24 protein-coding genes are annotated in these 25,111 nt (G+C 74.9%); 9 read left to right on the forward strand and 15 right to left on the reverse strand.

What is annotated here, in order from left to right; genetic code table 11:
* Positions 1–42: 42 nt before the first annotated feature.
* Both A0J59_RS05150 and A0J59_RS05155 read left to right on the forward strand, forming a co-directional pair.
* A complete protein-coding gene (locus A0J59_RS05150; RefSeq protein ID WP_064315439.1) occupies positions 43–1,011 on the forward strand; it encodes a DUF4031 domain-containing protein in 969 nt (322 codons plus the stop codon).
* Between the two features lie 128 nt (positions 1,012–1,139).
* Positions 1,140–1,826, forward strand: a complete 687-nt coding sequence (locus tag A0J59_RS05155) for a vancomycin high temperature exclusion protein (protein WP_052877611.1) — start codon at positions 1,140–1,142, stop codon at positions 1,824–1,826.
* Between the two features lie 29 nt (positions 1,827–1,855).
* On the opposite strand, the gene A0J59_RS05160 is transcribed toward A0J59_RS05155, so the two are convergent.
* The 4 genes from A0J59_RS05160 to A0J59_RS05175 all read right to left on the reverse strand — a co-directional run bounded on the left by A0J59_RS05160 (position 1,856) and on the right by A0J59_RS05175 (position 6,305).
* Positions 1,856–3,499 carry a succinic semialdehyde dehydrogenase gene (locus A0J59_RS05160; protein ID WP_082918755.1) on the reverse strand — a complete coding sequence of 548 codons (1,644 nt, stop codon included), beginning with the start codon at positions 3,497–3,499 and terminating at the stop codon, positions 1,856–1,858.
* Between the two features lie 9 nt (positions 3,500–3,508).
* Positions 3,509–4,570 (reverse strand): GNAT family N-acetyltransferase, encoded by a 1,062-nt coding sequence (locus A0J59_RS05165; RefSeq protein ID WP_064315426.1) that lies wholly within the window; start codon positions 4,568–4,570, stop codon positions 3,509–3,511.
* On the reverse strand, positions 4,567–5,112 hold the full coding sequence (locus A0J59_RS05170; RefSeq protein WP_369799750.1) for a GNAT family N-acetyltransferase: 546 nt from the start codon (positions 5,110–5,112) through the stop codon (positions 4,567–4,569). Before A0J59_RS05170 ends, A0J59_RS05165 begins: the two co-directional genes overlap by 4 nt.
* 68 nt (positions 5,113–5,180) lie before the next feature.
* On the reverse strand, positions 5,181–6,305 hold the full coding sequence (locus A0J59_RS05175; protein ID WP_053369640.1) for a GuaB3 family IMP dehydrogenase-related protein: 1,125 nt from the start codon (positions 6,303–6,305) through the stop codon (positions 5,181–5,183).
* Positions 6,306–6,449: 144 nt separating this feature from the next.
* On the opposite strand from A0J59_RS05175, the gene A0J59_RS05180 reads away from it, so the two are divergent.
* Positions 6,450–7,151, forward strand: a complete 702-nt coding sequence (locus tag A0J59_RS05180) for an exonuclease domain-containing protein (RefSeq protein WP_053369639.1) — start codon at positions 6,450–6,452, stop codon at positions 7,149–7,151.
* A 158-nt stretch (positions 7,152–7,309) separates the two neighbouring features.
* A complete protein-coding gene (locus A0J59_RS05185) occupies positions 7,310–8,845 on the forward strand; it encodes a UDP-N-acetylglucosamine 1-carboxyvinyltransferase (protein WP_172820016.1) in 1,536 nt (511 codons plus the stop codon).
* Positions 8,846–8,898: 53 nt separating this feature from the next.
* Here A0J59_RS05185 and A0J59_RS05190 read toward each other — a convergent pair whose 3' ends face one another.
* Positions 8,899–9,537 carry a Rid family hydrolase gene (locus A0J59_RS05190; RefSeq protein ID WP_047233056.1) on the reverse strand — a complete coding sequence of 213 codons (639 nt, stop codon included), beginning with the start codon at positions 9,535–9,537 and terminating at the stop codon, positions 8,899–8,901.
* Positions 9,538–9,893: 356 nt separating this feature from the next.
* Between A0J59_RS05190 and A0J59_RS05195 the strand changes: the two genes are divergently transcribed.
* Complete coding sequence (locus tag A0J59_RS05195) at positions 9,894–11,507, forward strand: FAD-dependent oxidoreductase (protein ID WP_064315427.1); 1,614 nt, start codon at positions 9,894–9,896, stop codon at positions 11,505–11,507.
* 118 nt (positions 11,508–11,625) lie between these two features.
* Here the strand turns inward: A0J59_RS05195 and guaB are convergent, their stop codons facing one another.
* Positions 11,626–13,155, reverse strand: coding sequence for an IMP dehydrogenase (gene guaB, locus A0J59_RS05200; protein ID WP_082141239.1), 1,530 nt, complete (start codon positions 13,153–13,155; stop codon positions 11,626–11,628).
* Between the two features lie 82 nt (positions 13,156–13,237).
* Positions 13,238–14,371, reverse strand: coding sequence for a MerR family transcriptional regulator (locus A0J59_RS05205; protein WP_047233054.1), 1,134 nt, complete (start codon positions 14,369–14,371; stop codon positions 13,238–13,240).
* Positions 14,372–14,638: 267 nt separating this feature from the next.
* On the opposite strand from A0J59_RS05205, the gene A0J59_RS05210 reads away from it, so the two are divergent.
* A complete protein-coding gene (locus tag A0J59_RS05210) occupies positions 14,639–14,929 on the forward strand; it encodes a WhiB family transcriptional regulator (protein WP_031316449.1) in 291 nt (96 codons plus the stop codon).
* Positions 14,930–15,095: 166 nt separating this feature from the next.
* Here A0J59_RS05210 and groES read toward each other — a convergent pair whose 3' ends face one another.
* Positions 15,096–15,392: a co-chaperone GroES gene (gene groES / locus A0J59_RS05215; protein WP_047233053.1), complete on the reverse strand. Its 297-nt coding sequence runs from the start codon at positions 15,390–15,392 to the stop codon at positions 15,096–15,098.
* A gap of 241 nt (positions 15,393–15,633) precedes the next feature.
* Here groES and A0J59_RS05220 point away from each other — a divergent pair, with 241 nt between their 5' ends.
* On the forward strand, positions 15,634–16,923 hold the full coding sequence (locus A0J59_RS05220; protein WP_047233052.1) for a hypothetical protein: 1,290 nt from the start codon (positions 15,634–15,636) through the stop codon (positions 16,921–16,923).
* A complete protein-coding gene (locus tag A0J59_RS05225) occupies positions 16,920–18,077 on the forward strand; it encodes a glutamate--cysteine ligase (RefSeq protein ID WP_304439883.1) in 1,158 nt (385 codons plus the stop codon). Before A0J59_RS05220 ends, A0J59_RS05225 begins: the two co-directional genes overlap by 4 nt.
* 17 nt (positions 18,078–18,094) lie before the next feature.
* On the opposite strand, the gene A0J59_RS05230 is transcribed toward A0J59_RS05225, so the two are convergent.
* Both A0J59_RS05230 and tsaD read right to left on the reverse strand, forming a co-directional pair.
* Positions 18,095–19,168, reverse strand: coding sequence for a hypothetical protein (locus tag A0J59_RS05230; protein WP_064315428.1), 1,074 nt, complete (start codon positions 19,166–19,168; stop codon positions 18,095–18,097).
* Positions 19,165–20,214, reverse strand: a complete 1,050-nt coding sequence (tsaD, locus tag A0J59_RS05235; protein WP_255365008.1) for a tRNA (adenosine(37)-N6)-threonylcarbamoyltransferase complex transferase subunit TsaD — start codon at positions 20,212–20,214, stop codon at positions 19,165–19,167. The genes A0J59_RS05230 and tsaD overlap by 4 nt, the downstream gene beginning before the upstream one ends.
* Positions 20,215–20,343: 129 nt before the next feature.
* Here tsaD and A0J59_RS05240 point away from each other — a divergent pair, with 129 nt between their 5' ends.
* Complete coding sequence (locus A0J59_RS05240; RefSeq protein WP_052877610.1) at positions 20,344–20,964, forward strand: malonic semialdehyde reductase; 621 nt, start codon at positions 20,344–20,346, stop codon at positions 20,962–20,964.
* Positions 20,965–21,050: 86 nt separating this feature from the next.
* Here the strand turns inward: A0J59_RS05240 and A0J59_RS05245 are convergent, their stop codons facing one another.
* Genes A0J59_RS05245 through alr form a run of 5 tightly spaced genes read right to left on the reverse strand, consistent with a single transcriptional unit; the run spans position 21,051 to position 25,057 of the window.
* Complete coding sequence (locus A0J59_RS05245; protein ID WP_082918756.1) at positions 21,051–21,953, reverse strand: sulfurtransferase; 903 nt, start codon at positions 21,951–21,953, stop codon at positions 21,051–21,053.
* Positions 21,950–22,501 (reverse strand): ribosomal protein S18-alanine N-acetyltransferase, encoded by a 552-nt coding sequence (gene rimI / locus A0J59_RS05250; RefSeq protein ID WP_053369636.1) that lies wholly within the window; start codon positions 22,499–22,501, stop codon positions 21,950–21,952. The genes A0J59_RS05245 and rimI overlap by 4 nt, the downstream gene beginning before the upstream one ends.
* A complete protein-coding gene (gene tsaB, locus A0J59_RS05255; protein ID WP_047233048.1) occupies positions 22,498–23,229 on the reverse strand; it encodes a tRNA (adenosine(37)-N6)-threonylcarbamoyltransferase complex dimerization subunit type 1 TsaB in 732 nt (243 codons plus the stop codon). The genes rimI and tsaB overlap by 4 nt, the downstream gene beginning before the upstream one ends.
* A gap of 47 nt (positions 23,230–23,276) precedes the next feature.
* Positions 23,277–23,825, reverse strand: a complete 549-nt coding sequence (gene tsaE / locus A0J59_RS05260; RefSeq protein WP_064315429.1) for a tRNA (adenosine(37)-N6)-threonylcarbamoyltransferase complex ATPase subunit type 1 TsaE — start codon at positions 23,823–23,825, stop codon at positions 23,277–23,279.
* Positions 23,822–25,057 carry an alanine racemase gene (alr, locus tag A0J59_RS05265; protein ID WP_064315445.1) on the reverse strand — a complete coding sequence of 412 codons (1,236 nt, stop codon included), beginning with the start codon at positions 25,055–25,057 and terminating at the stop codon, positions 23,822–23,824. The genes tsaE and alr overlap by 4 nt, the downstream gene beginning before the upstream one ends.
* Positions 25,058–25,111: the final 54 nt, after the last annotated feature.

A 25,111-nucleotide genomic window follows, 5' to 3' on the forward strand; every position in this document is an offset into this window, starting at 1 on the left:
ACGCCCGCGCGTCGGCTCACCGGCCGGTGGCATGCTCGGGTGGTGACCGTTCTCATCGACCCGCCCGCGTGGCCCGCGCACGGGACGCTGTTCAGCCATCTCGTGTCGGACGCCTCGCTGGCGGAGCTGCACGCGTTCGCGGCCTCGATCGGCGTGAGCCGCCGCGCGTTCGACCTCGACCACTACGACGTCGCCGCCGAGCGGTACGACGTCGCCGTGGCGGCGGGTGCCGTCCCCGTCGGCGGGCGCGAGCTCGCCCGGAGGCTCGGGTCGTCCGGGCTACGCGTGCCGGGCCGGGCGCGGCGCGCGGCGAAGGCCGACGCGCTGCTCGCCCGCTGGGACGCGCTGCTGCCCGGGGCCCGGGACGTCGGCGTGGACCTCGTCGAGCGCTGGCACGAGCCGCACCGCGTCTACCACGGACCCGAGCACCTGGTGCACGCGCTCGACTCGCTCGCGCTCCTGGAGGGGCGCGCGCCCGGGGTGCCCGACGACGTCGCTGCGCCCGGGCGGGCGGGCGGCGGTGCGGCGTCGGGCAGGCCGACGGACGACGGCTCGCTCGACGCGCCGGGGAGCACCGCGGTGACCCAGCTCGCGCTGTGGTTCCACGACGCCGTGCACGACGGCGAGGCGGGTCGCGACGAGGAACGGTCCGCCGACCTGGCGGAAGCCCGGCTCGCGGGCCACCTCCACGCCGCGGCCGTGGCGGAGGTCGTCCGGCTCGTGCTCGTGACGACGGACCACTCCCCCGCGGCGGGCGACGGGCCGGGCGCGCTCGTGTCCGACGCCGACCTCGCGATCCTCGGCTCCGCGCCGGACCGGTACACGCGCTACGTCCGGCAGGTCCGCGCCGAGTACGCGCACGTCCCCGACGACGCCTTCCGCACCGGTCGCGCCGCCGTCCTGCGCGGCCTGCTCGCGGGCGGTGCGCTCTTCCGCACCCCGCAGGGCGCCACGCTGTGGGAGGACCGCGCCAGCGCGAACCTCACCGACGAGCTCGCCGCCCTCGCCTGACTCTCTCCCCCGGAACGTGCCGAGCAGGTGGTAGTCCCGGTCCGTCCTGGACGGCGGACGGGACACGATCGCCTGCTCGGTCGGCCACGATCGCTCGCTCGACGCCCCGGCAGCGCTAGGGTCGGGCCGTGACCGACGAACCGGCGCCGCCCGCCTCTTCCCCGTCCGACGCGTCCCCGTCGGTGGCGCGGTCCTCCGGTCGGTCGCTGCGGCGTCGCCCGCGCTGGTCGCGGCGGCGGCGCGCGACGGTCTGGGTCGCGGCCGGTCTGGCGGTGCTCGTGCTGGCGCCGTTCGCCGTCGTGCAGGGCGTCGGGCGCGCGCACGTCGCCGACCCGGCCGACGCGCCGCCGAGCGACGCGATCGTCGTCCCGGGCGCGGGGTTGCGACCCGACGGGTCGCCGTCCACGTACCTGCGCCGTCGGCTCGACGCGGCCGCGGAGCTGTACTCCCGTGGCGTCGCGCCCGTCGTCCTCGTGAGCGGCGACGCGCACGACGACTACGACGAGCCCGAGTCGATGCGCGCGTGGCTGCTCGACCGGGGCGTCCCGGACGACGCGATCCTGCTCGACCGCGAGGGCTTCGACACGCACGCGACGTGCACGCGCGCGGTGTCGGAGTTCGGCGTCGGCACGGCCGTGGTCGTCACGCAGGGCTACCACCTGCCGCGCACGCTCTTCTCGTGCCGCGTCGCGGGCCTCGACGCCGTCGGGATCGGGGTCAGCGCGGCGAGCGTGGAGCCGTGGAAGGCCGTGCTCTACCGCGTCCGCGAGGTGCCCGCGGCGACGAAGGCCGTGCTCGACGCCGTGCGCCGCTGAGGACGCGCCGCGGCACGCCGGCGGCGCGGTCAGGGCAGGCGCAGCCTCCGCATCGCGTCGAGCGCGGTCGTGAGCACCTTGCTGGGGAGCTCGCCGCCGATCCCGTAGAGCGTGTCGAGCGTAAGGCCCTGGTTGGCGCCGCGCTGCACGGAGATCGTCTGCGCCTCCGTGAGCGCCTCGATCCCCTCGCGGCCGTGCCGACGCCCGAGGCCGGACGCCTTGAACCCGCCCATCGGCGCGCCGACCGAACCCCAGGCGGCGGAGTAGCCGTCGTTGACGTTGACGGTCCCGGCCTCCACGCGGGCCGCGATCCGGCGGCCCCGCGCGACGTCGCGCGTCCACACGCTCGCGTTGAGCCCGAGCTCCGAGTCGTTCATGACGCGGACGGCCTCGTCGTCGCTCGCGACCCGCCGCACCGACACGACCGGGCCGAACGTCTCCTCCCGGGCGCACGCGGCGTCGTCGGGCACGTCGTCCAGGACCGTGGGCGCGTAGAACCACGGTCCGATGTCCGCACGGTGCACGCCGCCCGCGAGGACGCGTGCCCCGCGCGCGATGGCGTCCTCGACGTGCGCGACGACGCGGTCGAGCTGCGCCTGCGACGTGAGCGACCCCATGTCGGCGGAGTAGTCGAGCCCGGCCCCGAGGCGCATCTCGCGGACGAGCGGCACGAACTCGTCGAGGAAGGCGTCGGCGACGTCCTCGTGCAGCACGATCCGCTCGATCGAGACGCAGAGCTGGCCCGAGTTGGAGAAGCACGCGCGGACCGCGCCGCGCGCCGCGGCGCGCACGTCGGCGTCCGCCGCGACGTAGAGGGGGTTCTTGCCGCCGAGCTCGAGGGTCGCGCCGATGAGCCGCTCCCCCGCGCGCGCGGCGACCTTGCGGCCCGTCGCCGTCGAGCCGGTGAACGCGATGTGGTCGACGTGGTCGGTCACCGCCGCCCCGACGTCGCCGCCGCCCGCGACGACGAGGAACAGGTCGGCAGGCAGCCCCGCCTCCTCGAGCAGCTCGGCGCCCCACAGCGCGGTGAGCGTCGTCTGCGGGTCGGGCTTGAGCACGACGGCGTTCCCCGCCACGAGCGCGGGCACGGCCTCGGCGAACGCGAGCGTCAGCGGGTAGTTCCACGGTGCGATCACGCCGACGACGCCCACCGGGCGACGGTGCACGCGCGTGCCCGTCAGCACGGGCAGCATGCCCGGCGCGCGGCGGTCGGCGAGGTAGCGGGGCCCGCGCCGGGCGTAGTGGCGCGTGAGGATCGCGACGTCCGCGACCTCCTCGAACGCGCTGCGCCGCGACTTGCCGGACTCCATCTGGATGAGGTCGAGCCCGTCCGACTGCCGCGCGAGCACGAGCTCGCCGAAGCGGCGCAGCACGGCCGCGCGCTCCCGGACGGAGCGCGCCGCCCAGGCGGGCTGGGCCGCCCGTGCCCGGTCGACCGCTCGCGCGACGTCCTCGACGGAGGACACCGGGAACGCGGCGAGTGGCGCACCCGTGAACGGCAGGACGGAGCGGTGCATGCCCGCCTCGTTGCCCGTGACGACGCGCTGCGCGAGGGGGGCGACGACCTCGGGCTCGAGCACGTAGGTCGCGGCCGGGTTCTCGGGGTCGATCGGGCCGTCCAGCGCGGCGCCCTCGCCAGGACCGGTGCCGGGGGTGCCGGATGAGCTCGTCATGGGGACAGGCTACGTCGTCGGACCGACAGTGCCCGAGACGGGGAGCTCCCAGGTCGTGAGCACGGGGCGGAAGCCCCGGCGCGCCCAGAAGGGTGCCGAGAGCGGGTTGAGGACGCCGTGGTGCAGGAGCACGACCGCGTCCTCCCCGACACGGTCCCGGACGCGCGCGAGCGCCGCGTCGACGAGCGTGCCGCCGACCCCGGCGCCGCGTGCGGCGCCTGTCACGTGCAGCAGCACGAGGTAGGAGACCGGCCTGGTCGTGACCGTCCCGGCGACCGCGCCCGACCGCTCCGGCGGCTCGACCGCGACGACGCCCAGCACCTCCTCGGCCCGGTCCCCGGTCCCGCGGACGTCCGTCGGCGGCGCCGTCGCGACGAGGAACGTCGTGGCCGGGTTCGCCACCGCACCCGCGACCTGGGTCGCGAGGTGCTCCCGGGCTCCGGGCCGCACCCGGGCGGCGCCCACGAGCTCGTCGTACGCGAGCTCGGCGAGCTGGTGCTCGACGAGCGCCGGGACGTCGTCGGGCGTCGCGTCACGCACCACCAGGCCTGCCGGACCGTGTCCTGCCGCACCCGGCGCCGTCCCGCGGCGCGCGGCGAGGTGCACGGTCGGGCGCATGCCGTGCGCGGCGAGCGCCGCGACCGCCCCGACGTCCCGGCTCGGCCAGAGCAGCACCATCCCGTGGTCGCGCGGAGCGGGTCCCACCTGGGGCACGCCGTCGCCGTCGGGCGGAGTGCCCGGGTCCTGCGCGACGCGTTCGGACCACGCCGAGAGGAGCGCCGCCACCGCGCCCGGGACGTCCGGTCCCGCTACCCGGGCACGCAGCCGGTGCTCGCGCAGCGGGCGGAACAGCGCGGCCGAGGAGTCGGCGCCGACGTCGCCGACCGTGACGAGGCCCGCGGCCCTCGACCCGTCGGGGAGCCGGACGGCGAGCAGGCGCTCGTCCCCCGGGGCCGCGCCCAGGTCCGGGACCGCGACGAGCGGGTCGAGCGCCCGGACCCGCGCGCGGTGCTCGGCCTCCAGCGCGGCCAGGTCGTCGGCGGACGGCGCCCAGGCGGGGCCGGGCGTCATCGTCCGGCGTCGCGCGCGTCCGGCGCGCCGAGCGGTCGGCCGAGCACGACGCACTCCTGGTCGGTGTAGCCGAGGCGCTCGTAGAAGCCGCGGACGGCGACGTTGGTCGAGCGCACCATGAGCCGCACCGCCCGCGCCCCCTGCGCGGCGAGCCACGCCTCCGCCGCGACGACGGTGGCCCGCCCCGTGCCGATGCCCTGGAGACGCGGGTCGGCGGCCACGTAGTAGAGCCAGCCGCGGTGCCCGTCGACGCCGGCCATCGCCGACGCGACGACCTCGCCTGCGCGGACCGCGCCGCCCGCCTCGCCGTCGTCGGGCGCCGGTTCCGGGAGGTCGCGCGTCGCCCGGCCCACGAGCACCGTCGACGTCTCCCCCAGCCGCGCGTCCGCGAGATCGCGGTACGGGTCGTTCCACGGCCGGGTGAGCCCGCACGTGCGCCACAGCGCGACGACGGCCTCGACGTCGTCGTCCGCGACCTCCGCGAACACGACGTCCGCGCCCGTCCCGGCACGGCCGCCGTCGGGCACCACGTCCGGCACCACGTCGGGCACACCGTCGCCCGCGCGGGTCAGCCGGGGTCCGTCCGCGACCCGTCCCGTCACGGCGCGGCTCAGCGAGGCTGGTACGGCGAGACGACGACCTCGACGCGCTGGAACTCCTTGAGGTCGGAGTAGCCGGTCGTCGCCATCGCGCGGCGCAGCGCACCGACGAGGTTCAGGGTGCCGTCGGCCTGGCGGCCGGGGCCGAAGAGGATCTCCTCGAGCGTCCCGGCGGTGCCGACGCGCACGCGCTCGCCGCGCGGGAGCTGCGCGTGGTGCGCCTCGGAGCCCCAGTGCCAGCCTCGGCCCGGCGCCTCCTCGGCCCGCGCGAGCGCGGCGCCGATCATCACGGCGTCCGCGCCGCACGCGACGGCCTTGACGAGGTCGCCCGAGCGGCCGACGCCGCCGTCGGCGATGACGTGCACGTAGCGGCCGCCCGACTCGTCGAGGTAGTCGCGGCGCGCGGCCGCGACGTCCGCGACCGCCGTCGCCATGGGCGCGTGGATGCCGAGCGAGACGCGCGTGGTGTGCGCGGCCCCACCGCCGAAGCCGACGAGGACGCCCGCGGCGCCCGTGCGCATGAGGTGCAGCGCCGCGGTGTACGTGGAGGCACCACCGACGACGACCGGGACGTCGAGCTCGTAGATGAACCGCTTGAGGTTCAGCGGCTCCGCGACGCCCGAGACGTGCTCCGCCGAGACGGTCGTCCCGCGGATGACGAAGAGGTCGACGCCTGCGTCGACGACGGTCTGGTAGTGCTCCTGGGTGCGCTGCGGCGACAGAGCGCCCGCGACCGTGACGCCCGCGGCGCGGATCTCCTTGAGGCGCTGCGTGATGAGGTCGGGCTTGATGGGCTCCGCGTAGATCTCCTGCATGCGCCGCGTCGCCTCGAGCGGCTCGAGGGTCGCGATCTCCTCCAGCAGGGCGGTGGGGTCGTCGTAGCGGGTCCACAGGCCCTCGAGGTCGAGCACGCCGAGGCCGCCGTGGTTGCCGAGCGCGACGGCCGTGGCCGGGCTCATCACCGAGTCCATGGGTGCCGCGAGGATCGGCAGCTCGAAGTGGTACGCGTCGATCTGCCAGCCGACCGACACCTCCTTCGGGTCGCGCGTGCGCCGGGAGGGCACGACCGCGACGTCGTCGAAGGAGAACGCGCGCCGACCGCGCTTGCCACGTCCGATCTCGATCTCGTTGCTCACCGGGCCAGCCTACCGGCGGGCCGAACCCGCCACCGGCACGACCGCCCTGTGGGTGGGCGCTGGCAGGGTGACGCTCGTCGCCGGGACGTCCGGCGGCACCGGGCGCGACGAGCACCGGGACCCGAGCGAGACCCGAGGTGGACCATGACGACGACGCCCTGGACGGCGGGACCGCTCCTCGGTCTCGACACCGAGACCACGGGCGTCGACGTGGACGTCGACCGGATCGTCACCGCCGCGCTCGTGCTGCGCGAGCCCGGCTCGACGCACGTGCGCACGTGGCTCCTCGACCCCGGTGTCGAGATCCCCGCCGAGGCGACGGCGATCCACGGCGTCACGACGGCGCACGCGGTCGCCCACGGGGTCGCGCCCGCGACCGCGCTGGAGGAGATCGCGACGCTCCTCGTCGACGCCCAGCGCGACGGGGTGCCCATCGTCGCGTACAACGCCGCGTTCGACCTGTCCCTCCTCGACGCGGAGCTCGTCCGCCACGGCCTGCCGACGCTCGCCGCCCGGCTGGGCCGCCCCGTGCGCCCGGTGCTCGACCCGCTCGTGCTGGACCGCGCGTGGGACCCGGCCCGCGAGGGCAAGCGCCGGCTCGTCGACCTCTGCGCGCGCTACGAGGTGCTCGACGTCGGCCCCCTGCACACCGCGGACGCCGACGTCCTCGCCACGCTGGACCTCCTGGACGCCCTCGGGCGCGCCTTCCCGGACCTCGGCGCCCTGGGCCCCGACGCCCTCCACGACCTCCAGGTCGCGGCGCACCGACGCTGGGTCGACGCGCTGGACCCCGAGCGCGAGCCGCCCTACGTCGGGGCCGGCGCGGACGGCCGCTGGCCCTCGTAGCGGACGTGCCCGCCGACGAGCCCGGCACGAGGCCCGGGCGCACCCGGCCGCCACCTATCTCACGACACGGATGGAGATCGTGTGACGAACGCGTGATCTCGCCACGACTGCGCGGCGCCGACGCGTGAATATCTCATCCATGAGTTATCGTCGCTCGCATGACAGTGATCGACGACGCCCCTCTGACGCAGGTCGGCGCGCTCATCCGCGGCGCCCGCCAGAACCGGGGCCTCACGCAGACCCAGCTCGCCGAGCGGCTCGGCACGAGCCAGAGCGCCGTGCACCGCATCGAGCAGGGCGCCCAGAACCTCAGCCTGGAGATGCTCAACCGCATCAGCCTCGCGCTCGACTCCGAGATCATCAGCCTCGGCGGGCCCAAGCACGCGCACCTGCGCGTCCAGGGCGGCCACACGCTGTCCGGGCGCATCGAGGTCAACTCCTCCAAGAACGGCGCGGTCGCCCTCCTGTGCGCGTCGCTGCTCAACCGGGGCCGCACCACGCTGCGCGGCGTCGCCCGCATCGTGGAGGTCGACCGCATCGTCGACGTGCTCCGCTCGATCGGCGTCCGGGCGACCTGGACGACCGGCGGGCGCGACCTCGAGATCGTCGTGCCGGACCAGCTCGACCTCGCCGCCATCGACGTCGACGCCGCGCGGCGCACGCGCTCGATCATCATGTTCCTCGGCCCGCTGCTCGGGCTCCGGGACACGTTCGAGCTCCCGTACGCCGGCGGGTGCGACCTCGGCACGCGCACCGTGGAGCCCCACATGATCGCGCTGCGGCCGTTCGGCCTCGCGGTCACCGCGACGGGCGGCAACTACCACGCGACGGTGGCCCCGGCCTCGGGCACGGACCTGTCGGTCGTGCTCACCGAGCGCGGCGACACCGTCACGGAGAACGCGCTCATGGCAGCGGCCCGCCGCGACGGCGTCACGACGATCCGCAACGCGAGCCCCAACTACATGGTCCAGGACCTGTGCTTCTACCTCGAGCTGCTCGGCGTCCGCGTGGAGGGCATCGGCACGACGACCCTGCGCGTGCACGGCCGCACCGAGATCGACGTGGACGTGGAGTACGCCGTCTCGGAGGACCCGGTCGAGGCCATGAGCCTGCTCACCGCGGGCATCGTCACCGGCTCCGAGATCACGGTGGCCCGGGTCCCGATCGAGTTCATGGAGATCGAGCTCGCGACGCTGTCCGAGATGGGGCTGCGCTACACGCTGAGCCCCGAGTACCTGGCCCGCAACGGCCGGACGCGCCTCGTGGACGTCACCGTGCACCCGAGCGAGCTCCGGGCGCCGATCGACAAGATCCACCCCATGCCGTTCCCGGGCCTCAACATCGACAACCTGCCGTTCTTCGCCGTCATCGCGGCAAACGCGCACGGCACGACGCTCATCCACGACTGGGTCTACGAGGGCCGCGCCATCCACCTCACGGACCTCACGCGCCTCGGCGCCGACGTGCGGCTCCTGGACGCCCACCGGCTCCAGGTCACCGGCCCGACGCGCTGGTCCGGTGCCGAGGTGAGCTGCCCGCCGGCCCTGCGGCCCGCCGTCGTCATCCTGCTCGCGATGCTCGCGGCGAAGGGCACCTCGGTCCTGCGCGGCGTCGACATCATCGCGCGCGGCTACGAGGGCCTCACGGAGCGCCTGCGCGAGCTCGGCGCGAACATCGAGACCTTCCGCGACTGAGTCGCCTCCCCCGCGACGGGCCGGCACCCTCCGGGGCGCCGGCCCGTCGTGCGTCACTTCGGGTAGACGGCGTCGACCTCCACCTCGACGAGCCAGCCGTTCACGGGGAGGTTCTCGATCTCGAGCGCGAACCGCGACGGGCGCGCGGCGTTGACGACCATCGGGGCGGTCGTCGCCGAGCCGAGCTGGACATCGATCGGCTTGCCGGTCGCGAGGTTCGTGTTGGCGAAGAACTGCCGGTAGGCGCGGTTCCAGCCGGCGAAGTCCATCTTCTCCTGCCCGGCGGGGTTCTGGAGGAACACGCGCATGGACACGACGTCGTCGTAGGACAGCCCGGCGCGCTCGAGGTTCTCGCCGATCCGCATGAGGACGTTGATCCCCTGCGCCTCGGTGATCGTCACCCCCGCCGGCAGCACCCCGCCGGGGAACACGTCGGTGGGGATGTAGCGCTCCTCGGCCCCTGCCCCCGACGCCGTGTTCATCGCGGAGGGCCCGAGGCCCGAGGACTTGTACCAGGCGACGTTCTTGCCGAACGCGACGCCGTCGGCGATCGACGGGGTGTCGCCGGTGACGAACGAGAAGGACTCGGTGGGCTTCGGCTCGAAGAGCTTCCCTGCGGCGACGGCGGTGCCGGGGACGGCCACGGCGGCGGTGACGGCGACAGCGACGACGACCTTCGTGCGGTTCTTCATGCAGGCCTCCAGGCGGGGACGACGGGCGCCACCCTGGCGCCCGCTCCGGCGGCCAGGACGGCCACCGGAGCGGCGACGCTAGACGCCGACCGTTTCCGGGCCGTGACGGTCTCGTGTCCGCTCGTCGCCGCCCCGTCGGTCGCGCGACGCCCGTGCCGCGCGGTCCCGCGACCCGGCGCGACGGCGACGACACGAGACGTTTACGCGAGCCGCCGCGCGTTGACGGACGCGAAACCTGCCGGACCCGCGTTCGCGACGACGCGTGCCTAGCGTCGGCCGCGGTGCTGACGGCGGCACCCGGCATCGTGGGCCGGGCAGTCCGTCCGTCGGGCCGTGGACGAGAGGGCTCCAGCCACATGGTCACTGACGAGAAGACGTCCGGCGTCTCGCGCCGCAACTTCCTCCAGGCCGTCGGGGTCGGCTCCAGCGCCGGCGTCATGTTCGCGACGATGGGCGCTGTCGGGCTCGCGCCGACGGCCGCCGCCCAGCCGCGGAACGAGTCGTGGACACCGCCGCGGGGCAGCGACTTCAGCCTGACGGGACGCTCCGCCAAGAAGGTCGTCGTCGTGGGCGCCGGGCCCGCGGGCCTCGCCTCGGCGTACGAGCTGCAGAAGGCGGGGTACCGGGTGACGGTGCTGGAGGCGCGGCACCGGCCCGGCGGGCGGACGCTGACGATACGTGGGGGCGACTCCGAGACGGACATCAACGGCGTCACCCAGAAGGCACGGTTCTCCGACGGCGTGTACATGAACGCGGGCGCCGGACGCATCGCGCAGTGGATGGTCACCATGGACTACCTGCGCGAGCTGGGCGTCCCCTACGAGGTGTTCACCAACGCGAACGCGGACGCCTACCTCTACAACGAGCGCTCGGGCGCCACCCCCGGCAACCCGGTCCGGTACCGCACGGCCAAGGCGGACGTCTTCGGCTACACGTCCGAGCTGCTGAGCTACGCGACCGACCAGGGCGCGCTCGACCAGAAGCTCACGGCCGCGGACAAGGAGAACCTGCGCGCGTTCCTCCGGTCCTGGGGGTCGCTGCAGTCCGACGGCAGCTACCGCGGCGGGGACAACCGGGGCTACTCCGTCTACCCGTCCGCCTGGAACGAGCACGGCACGCCGCTCCCCGGCCCCGGCACGGTCTCGGAGGTGCTCGCGTCGAAGGTGGGGCAGTACTTCCCGTTCGAGATCAACTGGGAGCAGTCGATGCTCATGTTCCAGCCGAAGGGCGGCATGGACACGACCTACGACTACTTCGTCCGGGCCATCGGCAAGCAGAACGTCCTGTTCAGCTCGCCGGTCACCGGGGTGCGGAACACCACGAGCGGCGTCACCGTCACCTACACGGCCCACAACGGCAAGGCCCGCCAGATCGATGCGGACTTCGCGATCGTCGCCGCGCCCGCGGGGCTCATGCGGCGGTGGGACACCAACTGGGGGGCCGACATCGACGCCGCCCTGGGCGAGTTCGCGGTCGGGTCGCCCGCGGGCAAGATCGGGCTCGAGTACCGCTCGCGGTTCTGGGAGGACGACCACCGGATCTTCGGCGGGATCACGGAGACCGACATGGACCTCGCCCACGTCTGGTATCCCTCCTACGGGTACGGCGAGCGTCGTGGCCTCGTCGTCGGGTACTACAACACCGGCGCCAACGCGCGCTCCTACGCGGACATGACGCCGCGGCAGCGCGAGATGCGCGCCGTCGAGCAGGGCGTGAAGATCCACGGCGAGAAGTACCGGACCGAGCTCGAGAGCTCGTTCTCCATCGCGTGGCACAAGGTGCCCTACATCGAGGGCGCGTGGGCGTACCCGAACACGCAGTCGTCGCGCTTCAAGCAGCTCCAGCAGGGCGCGGGCAACGTGTACTTCGCGGGCGACTGGATGTCGGAGATCTCGGCGTGGCAGCACGGCGCGTTCTGGGCCGCCCGGTACGCCGTGCAGGCACTGCACACGCGCGTCATGGCCTCGTGAGCCTCGACGGCGCACCCGCGCCCGCCTGACGGCGCCCGTGCCGCGCGACGACGGCCCGGCACCCGGGCCCGTGCAGGGTGCCGGACGCCGGGCCGTCGTCGCGTGGCGGCGAGCCGCCTCAGAAGCCGGAGTAGTTCGGCGCCTCGACGGTCATCTGGACGTCGTGCGGGTGGCTCTCCTTGAGCGACGCCGACGTGATGCGGATGAAGCGCCCCTTCTCCTGGAGCTCCGGGACCGTGCGCGCACCGACGTAGAACATCGTCTGGTGCAGACCGCCGACGAGCTGGTGCGCGACCGTGCCGAGCGAGCCCTTGTACGCGACCTGGCCCTCGATGCCCTCGGGGACGATCATGTCGTCGCTCGTGACCTCGGCCTGGAAGTAGCGGTCCTTCGAGTAGGACTTCTTGCCGCGCGAGGACATGGCGCCCATGGAGCCCATCCCCCGGTACGCCTTGTACTGCTTGCCGTTCACGAGGATCGTCTCGCCCGGCGACTCCTCGGTGCCCGCGAGCATCGAGCCCAGCATCACCGACTCCGCGCCCGCGACGATCGCCTTGCCGATCTCGCCCGAGTGGCGCATGCCGCCGTCCGCGATGACGGGCACGCCCGCCGGGCGCGCGGCCAGCGACGCCTCGTAGACCGCCGTGACCTGCGGGACGCCCACGCCGGTGACGATGCGCGTCGTGCAGATGGAGCCCGGACCGACGCCGACCTTGACCGCGTCCGCGCCCGCGTCGACGAACGCCTGGGCGCCCTCGCGCGTCGCGACGTTGCCGCCGATCACCTGCACGTCGCGCGTCGCCGGGTCGGACTTGAGGCGCGCGACCATCTCGATGAGCATGCGGACGTTGCCGTGCGCCGTGTCGGCGACGAGCACGTCCACGCCCGCGTCGATGAGCGTCGTGGCGCGCTGCCATGCGTCGCCGAAGTAGCCGATGGCGGCGCCCACGAGCAGGCGCCCCTGGCCGTCCTTGGACGCCTGCGGGAACTGCTCGGACTTCACGAAGTCCTTCACGGTGATGAGGCCCGTGAGGCGGCCGTCGGCGTCCACGAGCGGGAGACGCTCGAGCTTGTGCTTGCGCAGGAGCGCGGTGGCCTCCTCGCGCGAGATGCCGGCCGGGCCCGTGATGAGCGGCTGCGGCGTCATGACCTCGTCGACCTTGGTCGTGGCCCACTCCGCGACGGGCGTGAAGCGCAGGTCGCGGTTGGTGACCATGCCGATGAGGCGGCGCTCGGCGTCGAGGACGGGGAAGCCGGAGATGCGGTACTCGCCCGCCGTCTTGTCGAGCTCCTCGAGCGTCGCGTCCGGGCCGATCGTCACCGGGTTGTCGATGATCCCCGTCTGCGTGCGCTTCACCAGGTCCACCTGGAGCGCCTGGTCCTCGATGGAGAGGTTGCGGTGCAGGACGCCGATGCCGCCCTGGCGCGCCATCGCGATCGCCATGCGCGACTCGGTGACGGTGTCCATCGCTGCCGAGACGAGCGGCACGCGGATCGAGATCTCGCGGGTCAGGCGCGTCGTGGTGTCGATGTCCGACGGCGCCAGGTCCGAGTAACCGGGCTGCAGCAGGACGTCGTCGTAGGTGAGACCCAGGAAACCGAAGGGGTCGCGGTCGGGAGCGGCGGCGGGGACGGGCGAGGCGGTCACACCAGGATTCTACGCCGCGGGGCTCTCCGGTATTCCCGCCGCGAACCGCGCCCGGCACCCCGCAGACCGGCCGCCCGAGACCTCAGCGGACGACCGCCAGGAGCTCGTGCAGGAGCCCGGGAAAGCTGCGCACGCGGTGCACCGTCGCAGCGAGCGGGAGGTCGCCGGCAGCCTCGTCGCTCGGCAGGCCGACGAAGAACGGCAGGCTCGGGTTCGCCTCGTGCGCGGCGTGGACGATCCCCAGGTCGGGACGCGCCTGGGTCGTCACCATGGCGACGGCGGAGGGCCGCACCATCGTGACGATCTCGAGCGTGCGGTGGACGTTCGCCGGCCCCGTGACGATCCGGGCCATCGCGCCGTGCGACGCGAGCGACGCCGCGAGGGCGTGCGCGGCCAGCGGCAGCGGCTCGTCGGGCGCCGCGAAGACGAGGACGATCCGGCGCATGCGGCTCGGGTGGTTGCGCGGCGGGCCGCCCGCCGCAACGATCGCGTCCTCGCTCGCCTGCGTGTACTCGCGCAGCGCGCCCAGCGTCGCGTTGGCGAGGACGACCTCGGGGACCTCTCCCGGACCGGCGAGCACCGTGCGCTCGGCGAGCCGCTCGAGCGCCGGCTCGACGAGGTCGGACCACCAGGTGGCGGGGTCGCCACCGGCGGGGATGCGCAGGAGCCGGTCGCAGTTGCGCTGGTCGTAGGCGATCGCGGCGTCGACGACGTCGGAGACGCGCGTCGGGCGCGGCGCCTCCCGCACGCCGAGCGCACGCGGCCCGCTTCCCCGCGCGGGCTCGCCCCCGGGCACGGCCCGCAGGAACGGGCGTGACGGCGGGGCCGGCTCGGCGGCGGCGTCGTCCGCGTCGAGGTCATCGTCGAGGTCCGCGCCGCCCTCGGCGCCGTGCTCGTCGAACGAGACGGTGCCGCGGTGCGCGTCGAGCTCGTCGTCGTCGGCCGCGAGGGCCGCGCGGGCGGCGTCGGCGGGCGCGACGCCGTCGAGCGTGAGGCGCCGCATGACGACCAGGCGCGCGACGTCGTCGTCGGTGTAGCGGCGGTGGGATCCCGCGCGGTGCTGGGACGGGCCGAGGCCGTAGCGGCGGTCCCAGGTCCGCAGGGTTGCGGGCGCGACACCGAGCCGGCGCGCGACGGCGGCGACGGCGAGGCCGGGGTTCGAGGACATGCTCGGTCGGGCTCCCTCGGGGTCGGGGGCGGACCGGACGGAGGTCATGGATCGATTCTGCCGACCGGCCACCGGTCTCGCCACCTCGTCCAGGTCACAGTCCTGCACCCTTCGCTTCAGACTTGTGCAGTATTTGTTCAGCACACGCGCAAACGCGCCATCGCGTCAACATCGCGCCAGTCCCTCCGCGTGCCATGGATCGCTTCGACGCCGCGTGACCCACATCGGCGCGTTCGAACCGGTCGCGACCTGCCCGTTCACTTTTTCACCACAGGGGACTTGAACAACCTCTGCAACGCTTGTAGGTTGTTCGCCATGGCAGAGATCTCGAGGCTCCCCGGGCCCGTCATGGAGCTGTGGGAATGGCAGTACCAGGGTTCGTGCCGCGACGCGGACGACACGTTGTTCTTCCACCCCGAGGGCGAACGCGGCTCGACGCGACGACGGCGCGCGGAGGCCGCGAAGGCGATCTGCCACTCGTGCCCCGTCATGATGCAGTGCCGCGAGCAGTCGCTCCGCGTGCGCGAGCCGTACGGGGTGTGGGGCGGCCTGAGCGAGGACGAGCGGGCGGCGATCCTCGCCGGCGGCGCTCGCCGCACCGGCTGACCGGCACGCCGCGGCACCACCAGCAGACCTGCACGGCACCGGTCCGACGTCGTACCGGGCGAGCACGTGCGCACGACCCGTGGGAGACGGTGGGGCGACCGGCCACGGAACGCAGCAGGGCCCGCGACCGGACGGTCGCGGGCCCTGCTGCTGGAACGGGTCGGCGTCAGCCGACCACCACGGCGAGGATGTCGCGCGCGGACAGGACCAGGTAGTCCACGCCGCCGTACTTGACCTCGGTGCCGCCGTACTTGCTGTAGATGACCTTGTCGCCGACGGTCACGTCGAGCGGGACGCGGTTGCCGTTGTCGTCGACACGGCCCGGACCCACGGCCAGGACCTCGCCCTCCTGGGGCTTCTCCTTGGCGGTGTCCGGGATGACCAGGCCGGATGCGGTCGTGGTCTCGGCCTCGAGGGCCTTCACGACGATCCGGTCCTCGAGCGGCTTGATGGGGACCGACACGTCGGACCTCCCCTTTCGCGGTGAGAACTGCAACGGATGGGTCGAGCGCACCGGCTGGCCGTCGTCGCGGGTGCCGGACAGCCTGGTCGCACGTGGTGCCGCCTCCGCGAGCGGTGGCGGCACGTCCTCAAATCTAGGTCGCCGTTAGCACTCGGTCAAGGCGAGTGCCAACGTCCGCCCCTCGGGACGATCCGGGTCCCGGCTGCGCGGGGTCCCCGTCCCCCGTGGAAGGATCGACGCCATGGACGCCGCCACGCTGACCAAGCTGCTCAGCCCCGAGGGCTGGGCGCTGCTCGGCGCGCTGCCCCCGTACGACGAGCAGCAGGCGCTCGTGCTCTCGGCGGGGCTGCGCGCGAAGGGCGTCGATCCCGACCTCGCCGCCGCGGCGCTCACGCAGTCGCGGCTGCGCGCGGCCGCCCGCGGCAAGCTCGGCGCGTTCGCCGACGGCATGCTCTTCACGCAGGCGGGGCTGGAGCAGGCGAGCCGGCTCGTCGTCGCGGGCCTGCACGCGCGGCGGTACCAGGACGCGGGGATCCGGCGCGTCGCCGACCTCACGAGCGGGATCGGCGTCGACGCCCTCGCGTTCGCCGCCGCGGAGCTCGAGGTCCTCGCGACCGACGTCGACGAGCTCACCGCGGCGATCGCGACCGTGAACCTGCGCCACTTCCCCGAGGCCGAGGTGCGCCACGGCGACGGGCTCGCGCTCGACCTCGAGGGCGAGCGGATCGAGGGCGTGTACGCCGACCCGGCCCGACGGACGCGGGGCGGCAAGCGCGTGTTCGACCCGAAGGCGTACGCCCCGCCGCTCGACGCGGTGTGGGCGCTGCGCGATCGCGTCCCCGCCGTGGGCATCAAGGTCGGTCCCGGGATCCCGCACGACGGCCTGCCCGAGGACGCCGAGACCGAGTGGGTCTCGGTCGACGGCGACGTCGTGGAGGCGGGCCTCTGGTTCGGGCCGCTCGCGCCGGAGGGACCGGGCCGCTCCGCGCTCGTCCTCACGACGTGGACCGGGCCGGACGGGACCGAGCGCACCACGACGCGCCGGGTCGCCCACCGCCCCGGCGAGCACGACGTCGTCCCCGACGTGGGAGGCGTCGGGCAGTACCTCTACGAGCCCGACGGCGCGGTCATCCGTGCGGGGCTCGTCGCCCACGCGGCCCGCGGGCTCGGCGGGCGGCTGCTCGACCGGACGATCGCCTACGTGACGACCGACTCCCCCGCGCCCCTCGACGCGACCGGGCTCGCGGACGGCCTCGCACGCGGCTATCGCGTGCTCGACACGATGCCGTTCGGTCTCAAGCGGCTGCGCTCCTACCTGCGCGAGCGCGGCGTGGGACGCCTGACGATCAAGAAGCGCGGCACGGCCGTCACGCCCGAGCAGCTCCGTCGGCAGCTCGCCCTCACGGGCGACGCGACCGCCACGATCGTCCTGACGCGTGTGGGCGGGTCCCAGCAGGTCCTCGTCGTCGAGCCGCTCGCCGCCCCCTCGACGGGCGCCCCGCAGAGCGATGCCCAGGGGGGCCCGCGGTGAGCGCCCTGCCGCGGCGTACCGCGATCCCGTTCGCGCGGTCGGAGCGCTCGACCGTCGGGCTGGAGTGGGAGCTCGCGCTCGTCGACGCCGACTCGGGCGACCTGCGCCAGGTCGCCCAGACGGTCCTCGACGCGGTGCGCCCGGAGGACGGGGGCACGCACCCGTCCATCAAGCAGGAGCTGCTGCTCAACACGGTCGAGGTCGTGAGCGGCGTGTGCCGCACGGTCGGCGAGGCGGGACGCGACCTCGAGCGGTCGATCGAGGAGCTCCGGGCCGTGACCGACCCGCTGCGCGTGGAGCTCATGAGCGCGGGCACGCACCCGTTCGCGCGCTGGGCGCAGCAGAAGGTCACCGACAAGCAGCGCTACAACACCCTCATCGACCGCACGCAGTGGTGGGGGCGGCAGATGCTCATCTACGGGGTGCACGTGCACGTCGGCATCGAGGACCGCGCCAAGGTGCTGCCGATCCAGCGCGCGATGCTCACGACCTTCGCCCACCTGCAGTCGCTCTCGGCCAGCTCGCCGTTCTGGGGCGGCAAGGACACCGGGTACGCGTCGAACCGTGCGCTCATGTTCCAGCAGCTCCCCACGGCGGGGCTCCCGTTCCAGTTCGGCACGTGGGAGGAGCTCGAGGGCTACGTCGCGGACATGCTCCACACGGGGGTCATCGACGCGTTCGACGAGATCCGCTGGGACCTGCGACCCGCCCCGCAGTTCGGCACGCTCGAGACGCGCATCTGCGACGGCGTCACGAACATCTCCGAGCTGCTCGCGCTCGCCGCGCTCACGCACTGCCTGGTCGAGCACTTCTCGACGATGCTCGACGAGGGCCGCGAGCTCCCGAGCATCCCGCCCTGGTTCGCGCAGGAGAACAAGTGGCGCTCGGCGCGCTACGGCATGGACGCGATCATCATCCTCGACCGCGAGGGCAACGAGGAGCTCGTGACCGACGCCGTCGGGCGCCTGCTCGTCGAGCTCGAGCCCGTCGCCGCGCGCCTCGGGTGCCTGGACGAGCTCGACGGCGTGCGCACGATCGTGCGGCGTGGCGCGTCCTACCAGCGCCAGCGCGCGGTCGCGCGCCGCAACGGGGGCGAGCTGGACGCCGTCGTGCGCTCGCTCGTCGCGGAGATGCGGGCGGGCCGCCCGCTCTGACGGTCCTCCGGGGACGGTCAGTAGTCGCGCAGGACCACGCCGAGGTCCGCGGCGCGGTCGGCGAGCCACGTCGGCGACCAGTCGTCGGTGTCGCACGGCGACGACGTGCGGTCCGCCGCCGCCTCCGAGTACCCGCCCCACGACAGCACGCGGCACGTCGCGTCGGTCTCGAGCGCGTGCGTCCACTCCTCGTCCTCCGCGAACCCCGAGTCGACGGCCGACTGGAGCAGGTCGAACTCGTGCCACCACTGGAGCAGGTGCGACAGCTCGTGCGCGAGCAGCACCTGCTTGGTCGCCGGGTCGGAGTCCTCGCCCCACCACACGAACAGCACGGTCGGGTGGGCGGGCTGGAAGCAGCCCGCCGAGCCGGTCGCGTACGCGTCGTGCTCCGCGACGTGCTCCATGCCGCAGTTGAGCGTCGGGTCGTCGGTGAACACGACCTGCACGCCCTCGTTGGCGGGGTTGAGGGCGAGCAGCCAGGCCGTGGGGTCGGGGTGGTCGGGCAGGAAGGGCGTGGTCTGCGTCGCGCCCGGCACGGGGTCGGGCAGCGGCTCGGCGTACTCGCCCGCCTTCCACGCGGCCTCCATGCCGGTCGCCGACGCCGTCGCGTCGGGGCTCGGGTCCTCCCAGACCGTGGGGGGCGGTACGGCGCCCTCCTGCTCGGTGGGCAGGACCGCGCCGTCGTCCCGCGCCTCGCGCACGCCGTTGACGAGGTACGCGACGACGGACACCACGAGCACCAGGACGAACATCACCACCCGCCCGGCACGACCCCGACGGCGGCGCGGCACCTCCCACGAGACGGTGGACGCCCCGTACGCGGGTGCGGTCGCCGTCGGAGCCCCGTACGCGGGCTGGGTCGTGGGGACGCCGGAGGGCTGGCCGTACAGCGCGACGGTCGTCGCGGCCGGCGTCCCGTAGGCAGGGACGGGCACGGTCGCGAGGAGCGCCCGGTGCTGCGCCGACCAGTACGCCGCGGCGTGCTCGGCCTGGGCCCGCTCCGGCCCGGGGCGCGACGCTGCGGCCGCCTGGGCCCACGCGTGCGCGCGGCGCAGCGCCTCGTCGGGCGTCAGGACGGGCTCGGAGGTCACACGTGCGTCACGGTCAGCGGCATCGACGAGTCCACGCCGATGTCGAGGCTCGACGGCGCCACGCCGGCCCGAACGACGGCGGACCCGAGCGCGGCGATCATCGCGCCGTTGTCCGTGCAGTAGCGGATCGGCGGGATGCGCAGCTCGATGCCCGCCTCCGCGCAGCGCTTCGCGGCCATGTCGCGCAGCTGCGAGTTCGCGCTGAAGCCGCCGCCGACGACGAGCGTCGACACGCCGTGCCGCTCGCACGCCGCGATGGTCTTGGCGGTGAGCACGTCGGCGACGGACTCCGCGAAGGAGGCCGCGACGTCGTGCACGGGGATCTCCTCCCCCGCGTCCTGCCGGGCCTCGACCCAACGCGCGACGGCCGTCTTGAGGCCGGAGAAGGAGAAGTCGTACGCGTGCTTCTCCTGGTCCTTGCGCGCCGTGAGGCCGCGCGGGAAGCGGATCGCCGTGGGGTCGCCCTCGCGCGCGAGGCGGTCGATGTGCGGCCCGCCCGGGTACGGGAGGCCGAGCAGGCGCCCGACCTTGTCGAACGCCTCGCCCGCCGCGTCGTCGAGCGTCGAGCCGAGCTCGGTGACGGACGTCGCGACGTCGTCGACCAGGAGGAGCGAGCTGTGCCCGCCGGACACGACGAGCGCCATGACGCGCTCCGGGAACGCGCCGTGCACGAGCTCGTCCACGGCCGCGTGGCCGATGACGTGGTTGACGCCGTAGAGCGGCTTGCCGAGCGCGAGCGCGAGCGCCTTGGCGGCGGACGCGCCGATCGTCAGCGGGCCGACGAGCCCCGGCCCCGCGGTGACGGCGATCGCGTCGACCTCGGACAGGTCGACGTCGGCCGTGCCGAGGCTGCGCTCGATCGTGGGGATCATGGCCTCGAGGTGGGCGCGCGACGCGACCTCGGGAATGATGCCGCCGTAGCGCGCGTGCTCGTCCATCGAGCTCGCGACCGTGTCGACGAGCAGCTCGCGACCCCGGACCAGCGCGACGCCGGTCTCGTCGCAGGACGTCTCGATGCCGAGCACCAGGGGCTCGCCGGCGCTCACAGAGACCTCACGGACACAGAGGGAACCATGGCGTCCAGGGTAGTCGCGCGCGCGGGAGGACCGCGCCGTGTCGCGCACGTCACACCGTCTGTCGGGAAGATGGTTCAATGCTCAACCGTTGCCCCGGTCATGAGCACCGACACCCTGGCTCCCGAGAGCCTGCAGATCGACGAGACCACGGCCGACCGCCTCTTCCGCGAGGCGCGCACCACCGCGCAGTTCACCGACGCCGAGGTGACCGACGAGCAGCTCGCCGCGGTCTACGACCTCGTCAAGTGGGGCCCGACGGCCATGAACACCGTCCCGCTGCGCATCCTGGCCGTGCGCACGCCCGAGGCCCGCGAGCGCCTCGTCGCGCACATGAACGACGGCAACAAGGAGCGCGTCGCGAACGCGCCGCTGTCGCTCGTCGTCGCGTACGACCCCGCGTTCCACGAGCACCTCGACACGCTGTTCCCGCACGTGCCCGGCATGCGCGACAACCTTCACGGCGTCCCCGAGGTCCGCGACGGCATGGCGCGCGACAACGCGCACATCCAGGCGGGCTACCTCGTCGTCGGCCTGCGCGCCGCCGGCCTCGCCGCAGGCCCGATGAACGGCATGGACCGCGCCGGGATCGACGCCGAGTTCTTCGCCGACAACGGCTGGAAGTCGATGCTCGTCATCAACGTCGGCGTGGCCGACGGCGTCGGCACGCCCTACCCGCGCTCGCCGCGCCTCGCGCCCGAGCAGGCCATCGCGACCGTCTGACCCCCCGCGGCCCCGCCGCGCCCGCACGTCCGCCGAGGCGGCACCCCACCGGGGTGCCGCCTCGCGGCGTCCGCGGCGCGGTGCGGTCAGGTCGCGACGGGCCGTGCCGGGTCGTTCGACCACTGCGACCACGAGCCGGCGTAGAGCGCCGCCTCGACGCCGAGCGTCGCGAGGGCGGCGACCTCGTGCGCCGCGGTCACGCCGGAGCCGCAGTAGACGCCCACGGCCGGGGGCGCGTCGTCCGCGCCGGGCAGCGCCCCGAGGGCCGCGAACCGCGCACGCAGCGCGGCCGCGTCCAGGAACGTCCCGTCGGCGGCGAGGTTGTCCGTGGTCGGCGCGCTCACCGCGCCGGGGACGTGGCCCGCGCGCGGGTCGACCGGCTCGACCTCGCCGCGGTACCGCTCGCCCGCGCGCGCGTCGAGCAGCACGCCCGAGGCCGCGAGGTCGGCTGCGCCGTCGGCGTCGAGCACGGGCATCCCGCCCGGCATGACGACGACGTCGCCCGGCTCGGGCCGCACGTCGCCCTCGTCGAGCGCGTGCCCGGCCGCCCGCCAGGCGGCGAGCCCGCCGTCGAGGATGCGCACGTCGTCGTGACCCGCCCAGCGCAGCAGCCACCAGGCGCGCGCGGCGGACGTGCCGCCCACGGCGTCGTAGACGACGACCGGTCGGTCCGCACGCACGCCCCAGCGCCGCGCCGCGGTCTGGAGGTCGGCCGGGTCGGGCAGCGGGTGCCGGCCCGCCGCGGCCGAGGGCGGCGCCGCGAGCTCGGTCTCGAGATCGACGTAGACGGCGCCCGGGACGTGCCCCGCGCGGTGCTGCTCGCGCCCGTCGGTGACGCCGAGCGCCCAGCGCACGTCGAGCACGACGGGCGGGCGGTCGCCCGCGAGCGCCTCCGCCAGGTCGGGCGCGGCGACGAGCACGCGGTCTCGACGGCCGGCGTCGGACCCGGCCGTGCCGGTGCGAGGGCTCCGCGGCGCGGGCGCGCTCACGCGAGGACGCCGGTGTCGGGCGCGGTGCCGTAGTCCGGCGCGTCGGGCCCGCCGGGCGCCCCGGCAGCGCCGAGCTCGAGCCGCATCGTGTAGGCGTCGACGTCCTCGGGCTGGTAGTAGCGCTTGCGGATGCCGAGCTGCTCGAACCCGTACTTCGCGTAGAGCGCGAGCGCCGGGTCGTTGTCGACCCGCACCTCGAGCAGCACCGCGCTCGCACCGAGGTCGCGGGAACGCTCGATCAGCGCCTCCAGGAGCGTGGAGCCGACGCCCTGGTGCTGGAACGCCGGGTCGACGCCGAGGGTCATGACCTGGGTGACGTCGCCGTCGAACCACAGGCCCGCGTAGCCGACGACGGGCTGCGGGCCGGCGGCGTAGAGGCGCACGGGCTCCGCGGCGACGTACCACCGCCCGAGGCCCGCGAGCTCGTCCGCGAGCATCCCGTACGTCCAGGCGCCGCGCCCGAACAGCTCACGCTCGAGCTCGACGACGCGGTCGAGGTCGGCCGCCCTGAGCGGACGCAGGCGGATCTCGTAGCGGCGCGCGCTCATCGGGACCCCTCGGGCGCCGGGGCGGGCGCGGTGTCGCTCACGCGCTTGCGCGCGGCGGCCTCGTGGACGTCCGGGCGGCGCAGGTACAGCGGCTCGGTCGGCTGGTCCGTCCCCGCGGCGCGGCGCGCGATCGCGAGCCGCGCGAGGACGGCGGCGTCGGGCACGAGCGGCGCGTCGTCGGCGCCGTCGAGGGCGTCCGGGTAGAGCTCGCCCCCCTCCCCCACGACGACCGCGCCGGCGGCGTGCTCGGCGACCGCGGCCGCCGGCCCGACGTCAGGACCCGCGACGGTCTCCAGCACCGGCACGGCGTGCGGGCCCTCGTGCGCGACGACGCGGTAGCGCGCCCAGTACACCTCGCGACGGCGGGCGTCGGTCGCGACGAGCAGCTCGTCGTCGGGCTCGAGGCCGAGGTCGCTCACGGCCTGGGCCGCGATCGCGTCGAGGCTCGGGACGCCGAGCACGGGGATGCCGAGGGCGAAGCCGAGCGTGCGTGCGGTGACGAGCCCGACCCGCAGGCCTGTGAAGGGCGCGGGACCCGTGCCGACGGCGACGGCCGTGAGGTCGCGGCGGTCGACCCCGGCCTCGGCGAGCGCCTCCTCGACGAGCGGGGCGAGCGCCTCGGCGTGCCGACGACGCTCGGGGGCGTCGCGGCGGGCGAGACGGGCGCCGTCGTCGGAGACGACGGCGACGGTGACGGAGGCGGAGGTGTCGAGCGCGAGAACAGCCACGGCCCCCAGCCTACGGCCGGGACAGGGACTGTTCTCCTCGCGGTGCGCTACCCGGTCAGCGCGGCGACGTCGAGGCCGGACCAGCGCGGACCGACCCCGCGCACGGTCACGCGCCGCTCCCCGGCCTCGGGGGCGTCGTCCGACCGAGGGTCGACCCCGCCGCGCGGGCGCTCGAGCACGATCTCGAGCCGGTCGCCCGCGAGCGCCTCGACGAGCCCGCTGCCCCACTCCACGACGGTCACCGAGTCGTCCAGGCTCGAGTCGAGGTCGAGCGCGTCGACCTCGTCGAGCGAGCCGAGGCGGTACGCGTCCACGTGCACGAGCGCCGGGCCGTCGCCGAGCGGGGGGTGCTCGCGCGCGACGATGAACGTCGGCGACGCGACCTGACCGCGCACGCCGAGCCCGGCGCCGATGCCCTGCGTGAGCGTCGTCTTCCCGGCGCCGAGGTCGCCCGTGAGGATCACGAGGTCGCCCGCGCGCAGCACGCCCGCGAGGGCGCGGCCGAACGCGCGGGTCGCGTCGGCGTCGGGCAGCACGACGACGCCGTGCGCGGCGGCCGCGTCGGTGGAGGTCGAGGGGGTCGGGTCGTCGCTCATGCGCGGACCGTCCTTTCCGTGCTGGGGTGCTGTTCGTGCGCGAGCAGCGCCCGCGCGCCGTCGTCGAGCACGTGGGTCCCCACGTGCTCGCGCGGCACGCGCGCGCCGAGGCGCGTGGTGATCTCGTAGCTGATGGTCCCGGCGGCCCGGGCCCAGTCCTCGGCGCTGGGGACGCCGTCCTGCTCGACGCCGTCGCCCGCGCCGAACAGCGTGACGACGTCGCCCGCGCGCTCGGCTGCGTCCGGGCCGAGGTCGAGCACGAGCTGGTCCATGCACACGCGTCCCGCGACGCGCAGGACCCGACCGCCGTCTCCGGGACGCGCACCGACGAGGACCGGACCGCCGGGCGCCCCCGCAGGGCCGCCGCCCGAGGCGTGCCGCGGGATCCCGTCGCCGTACCCGAGCGGGACGACGCCGAGCGTCGTGTCCTGCGGGGTCGTGTAGTGGTGCGAGTAGGAGACGCCGTGCCCGCCGGGCACGCGCTTGACCGTCGCGAGGCGCGCCTCGAGCGTCATCGCGGGGCGCAGCCCGTACCGGGACGGCGGCCCGAGCTGCGGCACGGGCGTCATGCCCCACACCGCGAGGCCGGGTCGCACGAGGTCGTAGTGGGTGCGCGGCGCGGTCAGCGTCGCGGCCGAGTTCGCGAGGTGGCGCAGCTCGGGCGCGACGCCCGCGCGCTCGGCGAGCCGGACCGCCTCGTCGAGCACGTCGGCCTGCGCGACGACGCTCGGGTGCCCGGGCTCGTCCGCGAACGCGAGGTGCGACCAGAGCCCGACGACGCGCACCGCGCCCTCGGCCTGGGCGCGCGCGACGGCGTCGAGCACGTCGGGCAGGTCGGCCGGCATGATCCCGTTGCGGCCGAGACCCGTGTCGACCGCGAGGTGCACGCGCGCGGTCCGGCCGGCGGCCCGGGCCGCGGCCACGACCTCGTCGACCGCCCAGCGCGCGGCGAGCGAGACGTCGACGTCCGCCTCCACGAGCGCGCGCAGCGGGGCGCCGGGCGGGTAGAGCCACGTGAGGACGCGAGCGCGGTCCACCCCGATCCCGGCGGCGCGCAGCGCGAGCGCCTCGCTCAGCTGTGCGGTCCCGAGCCACGTCGCGCCGCCCGCGAGCGCCCCGAGCGCGCTCGCCACGAGGCCGTGCCCGTAGGCGTCGGCCTTGACGACCGCCATCACCTCGGCCGACGGCGCGTGCCCCGCGAGGGCGCGGACGTTGTCGCGGATCGCCGCCAGGTCGACGAAGGCGCGGGCCGGGTAGTCGAGGCCGGGGTCAGCGGGGACCGGGGG

The organism is Cellulosimicrobium sp. I38E (assembly GCF_001647255.1).
Taxonomy (GTDB): Bacteria; Actinomycetota; Actinomycetes; order Actinomycetales; family Cellulomonadaceae; genus Cellulosimicrobium; species Cellulosimicrobium cellulans_E.

Bases quoted from the DNA above. Each gene is read 5' to 3' on its own strand.
- A0J59_RS05160 (WP_082918755.1), bottom strand. From the start codon at position 3,499: ATGACGAGCTCATCCGGCACCCCCGGCACCGGTCCTGGCGAGGGCGCC.
- A0J59_RS05165 (WP_064315426.1), bottom strand. From the start codon at position 4,570: ATGACGCCCGGCCCCGCCTGGGCGCCGTCCGCCGACGACCTGGCCGCG.
- A0J59_RS05180 (WP_053369639.1), top strand. From the start codon at position 6,450: ATGACGACGACGCCCTGGACGGCGGGACCGCTCCTCGGTCTCGACACC.
- A0J59_RS05185 (WP_172820016.1), top strand. From the start codon at position 7,310: ATGACAGTGATCGACGACGCCCCTCTGACGCAGGTCGGCGCGCTCATC.
- A0J59_RS05190 (WP_047233056.1), bottom strand. From the start codon at position 9,537: ATGAAGAACCGCACGAAGGTCGTCGTCGCTGTCGCCGTCACCGCCGCC.
- A0J59_RS05195 (WP_064315427.1), top strand. From the start codon at position 9,894: ATGGTCACTGACGAGAAGACGTCCGGCGTCTCGCGCCGCAACTTCCTC.
- A0J59_RS05205 (WP_047233054.1), bottom strand. From the start codon at position 14,371: ATGACCTCCGTCCGGTCCGCCCCCGACCCCGAGGGAGCCCGACCGAGC.
- A0J59_RS05210 (WP_031316449.1), top strand. From the start codon at position 14,639: ATGGCAGAGATCTCGAGGCTCCCCGGGCCCGTCATGGAGCTGTGGGAA.
- A0J59_RS05220 (WP_047233052.1), top strand. From the start codon at position 15,634: ATGGACGCCGCCACGCTGACCAAGCTGCTCAGCCCCGAGGGCTGGGCG.
- A0J59_RS05240 (WP_052877610.1), top strand. From the start codon at position 20,344: ATGAGCACCGACACCCTGGCTCCCGAGAGCCTGCAGATCGACGAGACC.
- rimI (WP_053369636.1), bottom strand. From the start codon at position 22,501: ATGAGCGCGCGCCGCTACGAGATCCGCCTGCGTCCGCTCAGGGCGGCC.
- tsaE (WP_064315429.1), bottom strand. From the start codon at position 23,825: ATGAGCGACGACCCGACCCCCTCGACCTCCACCGACGCGGCCGCCGCG.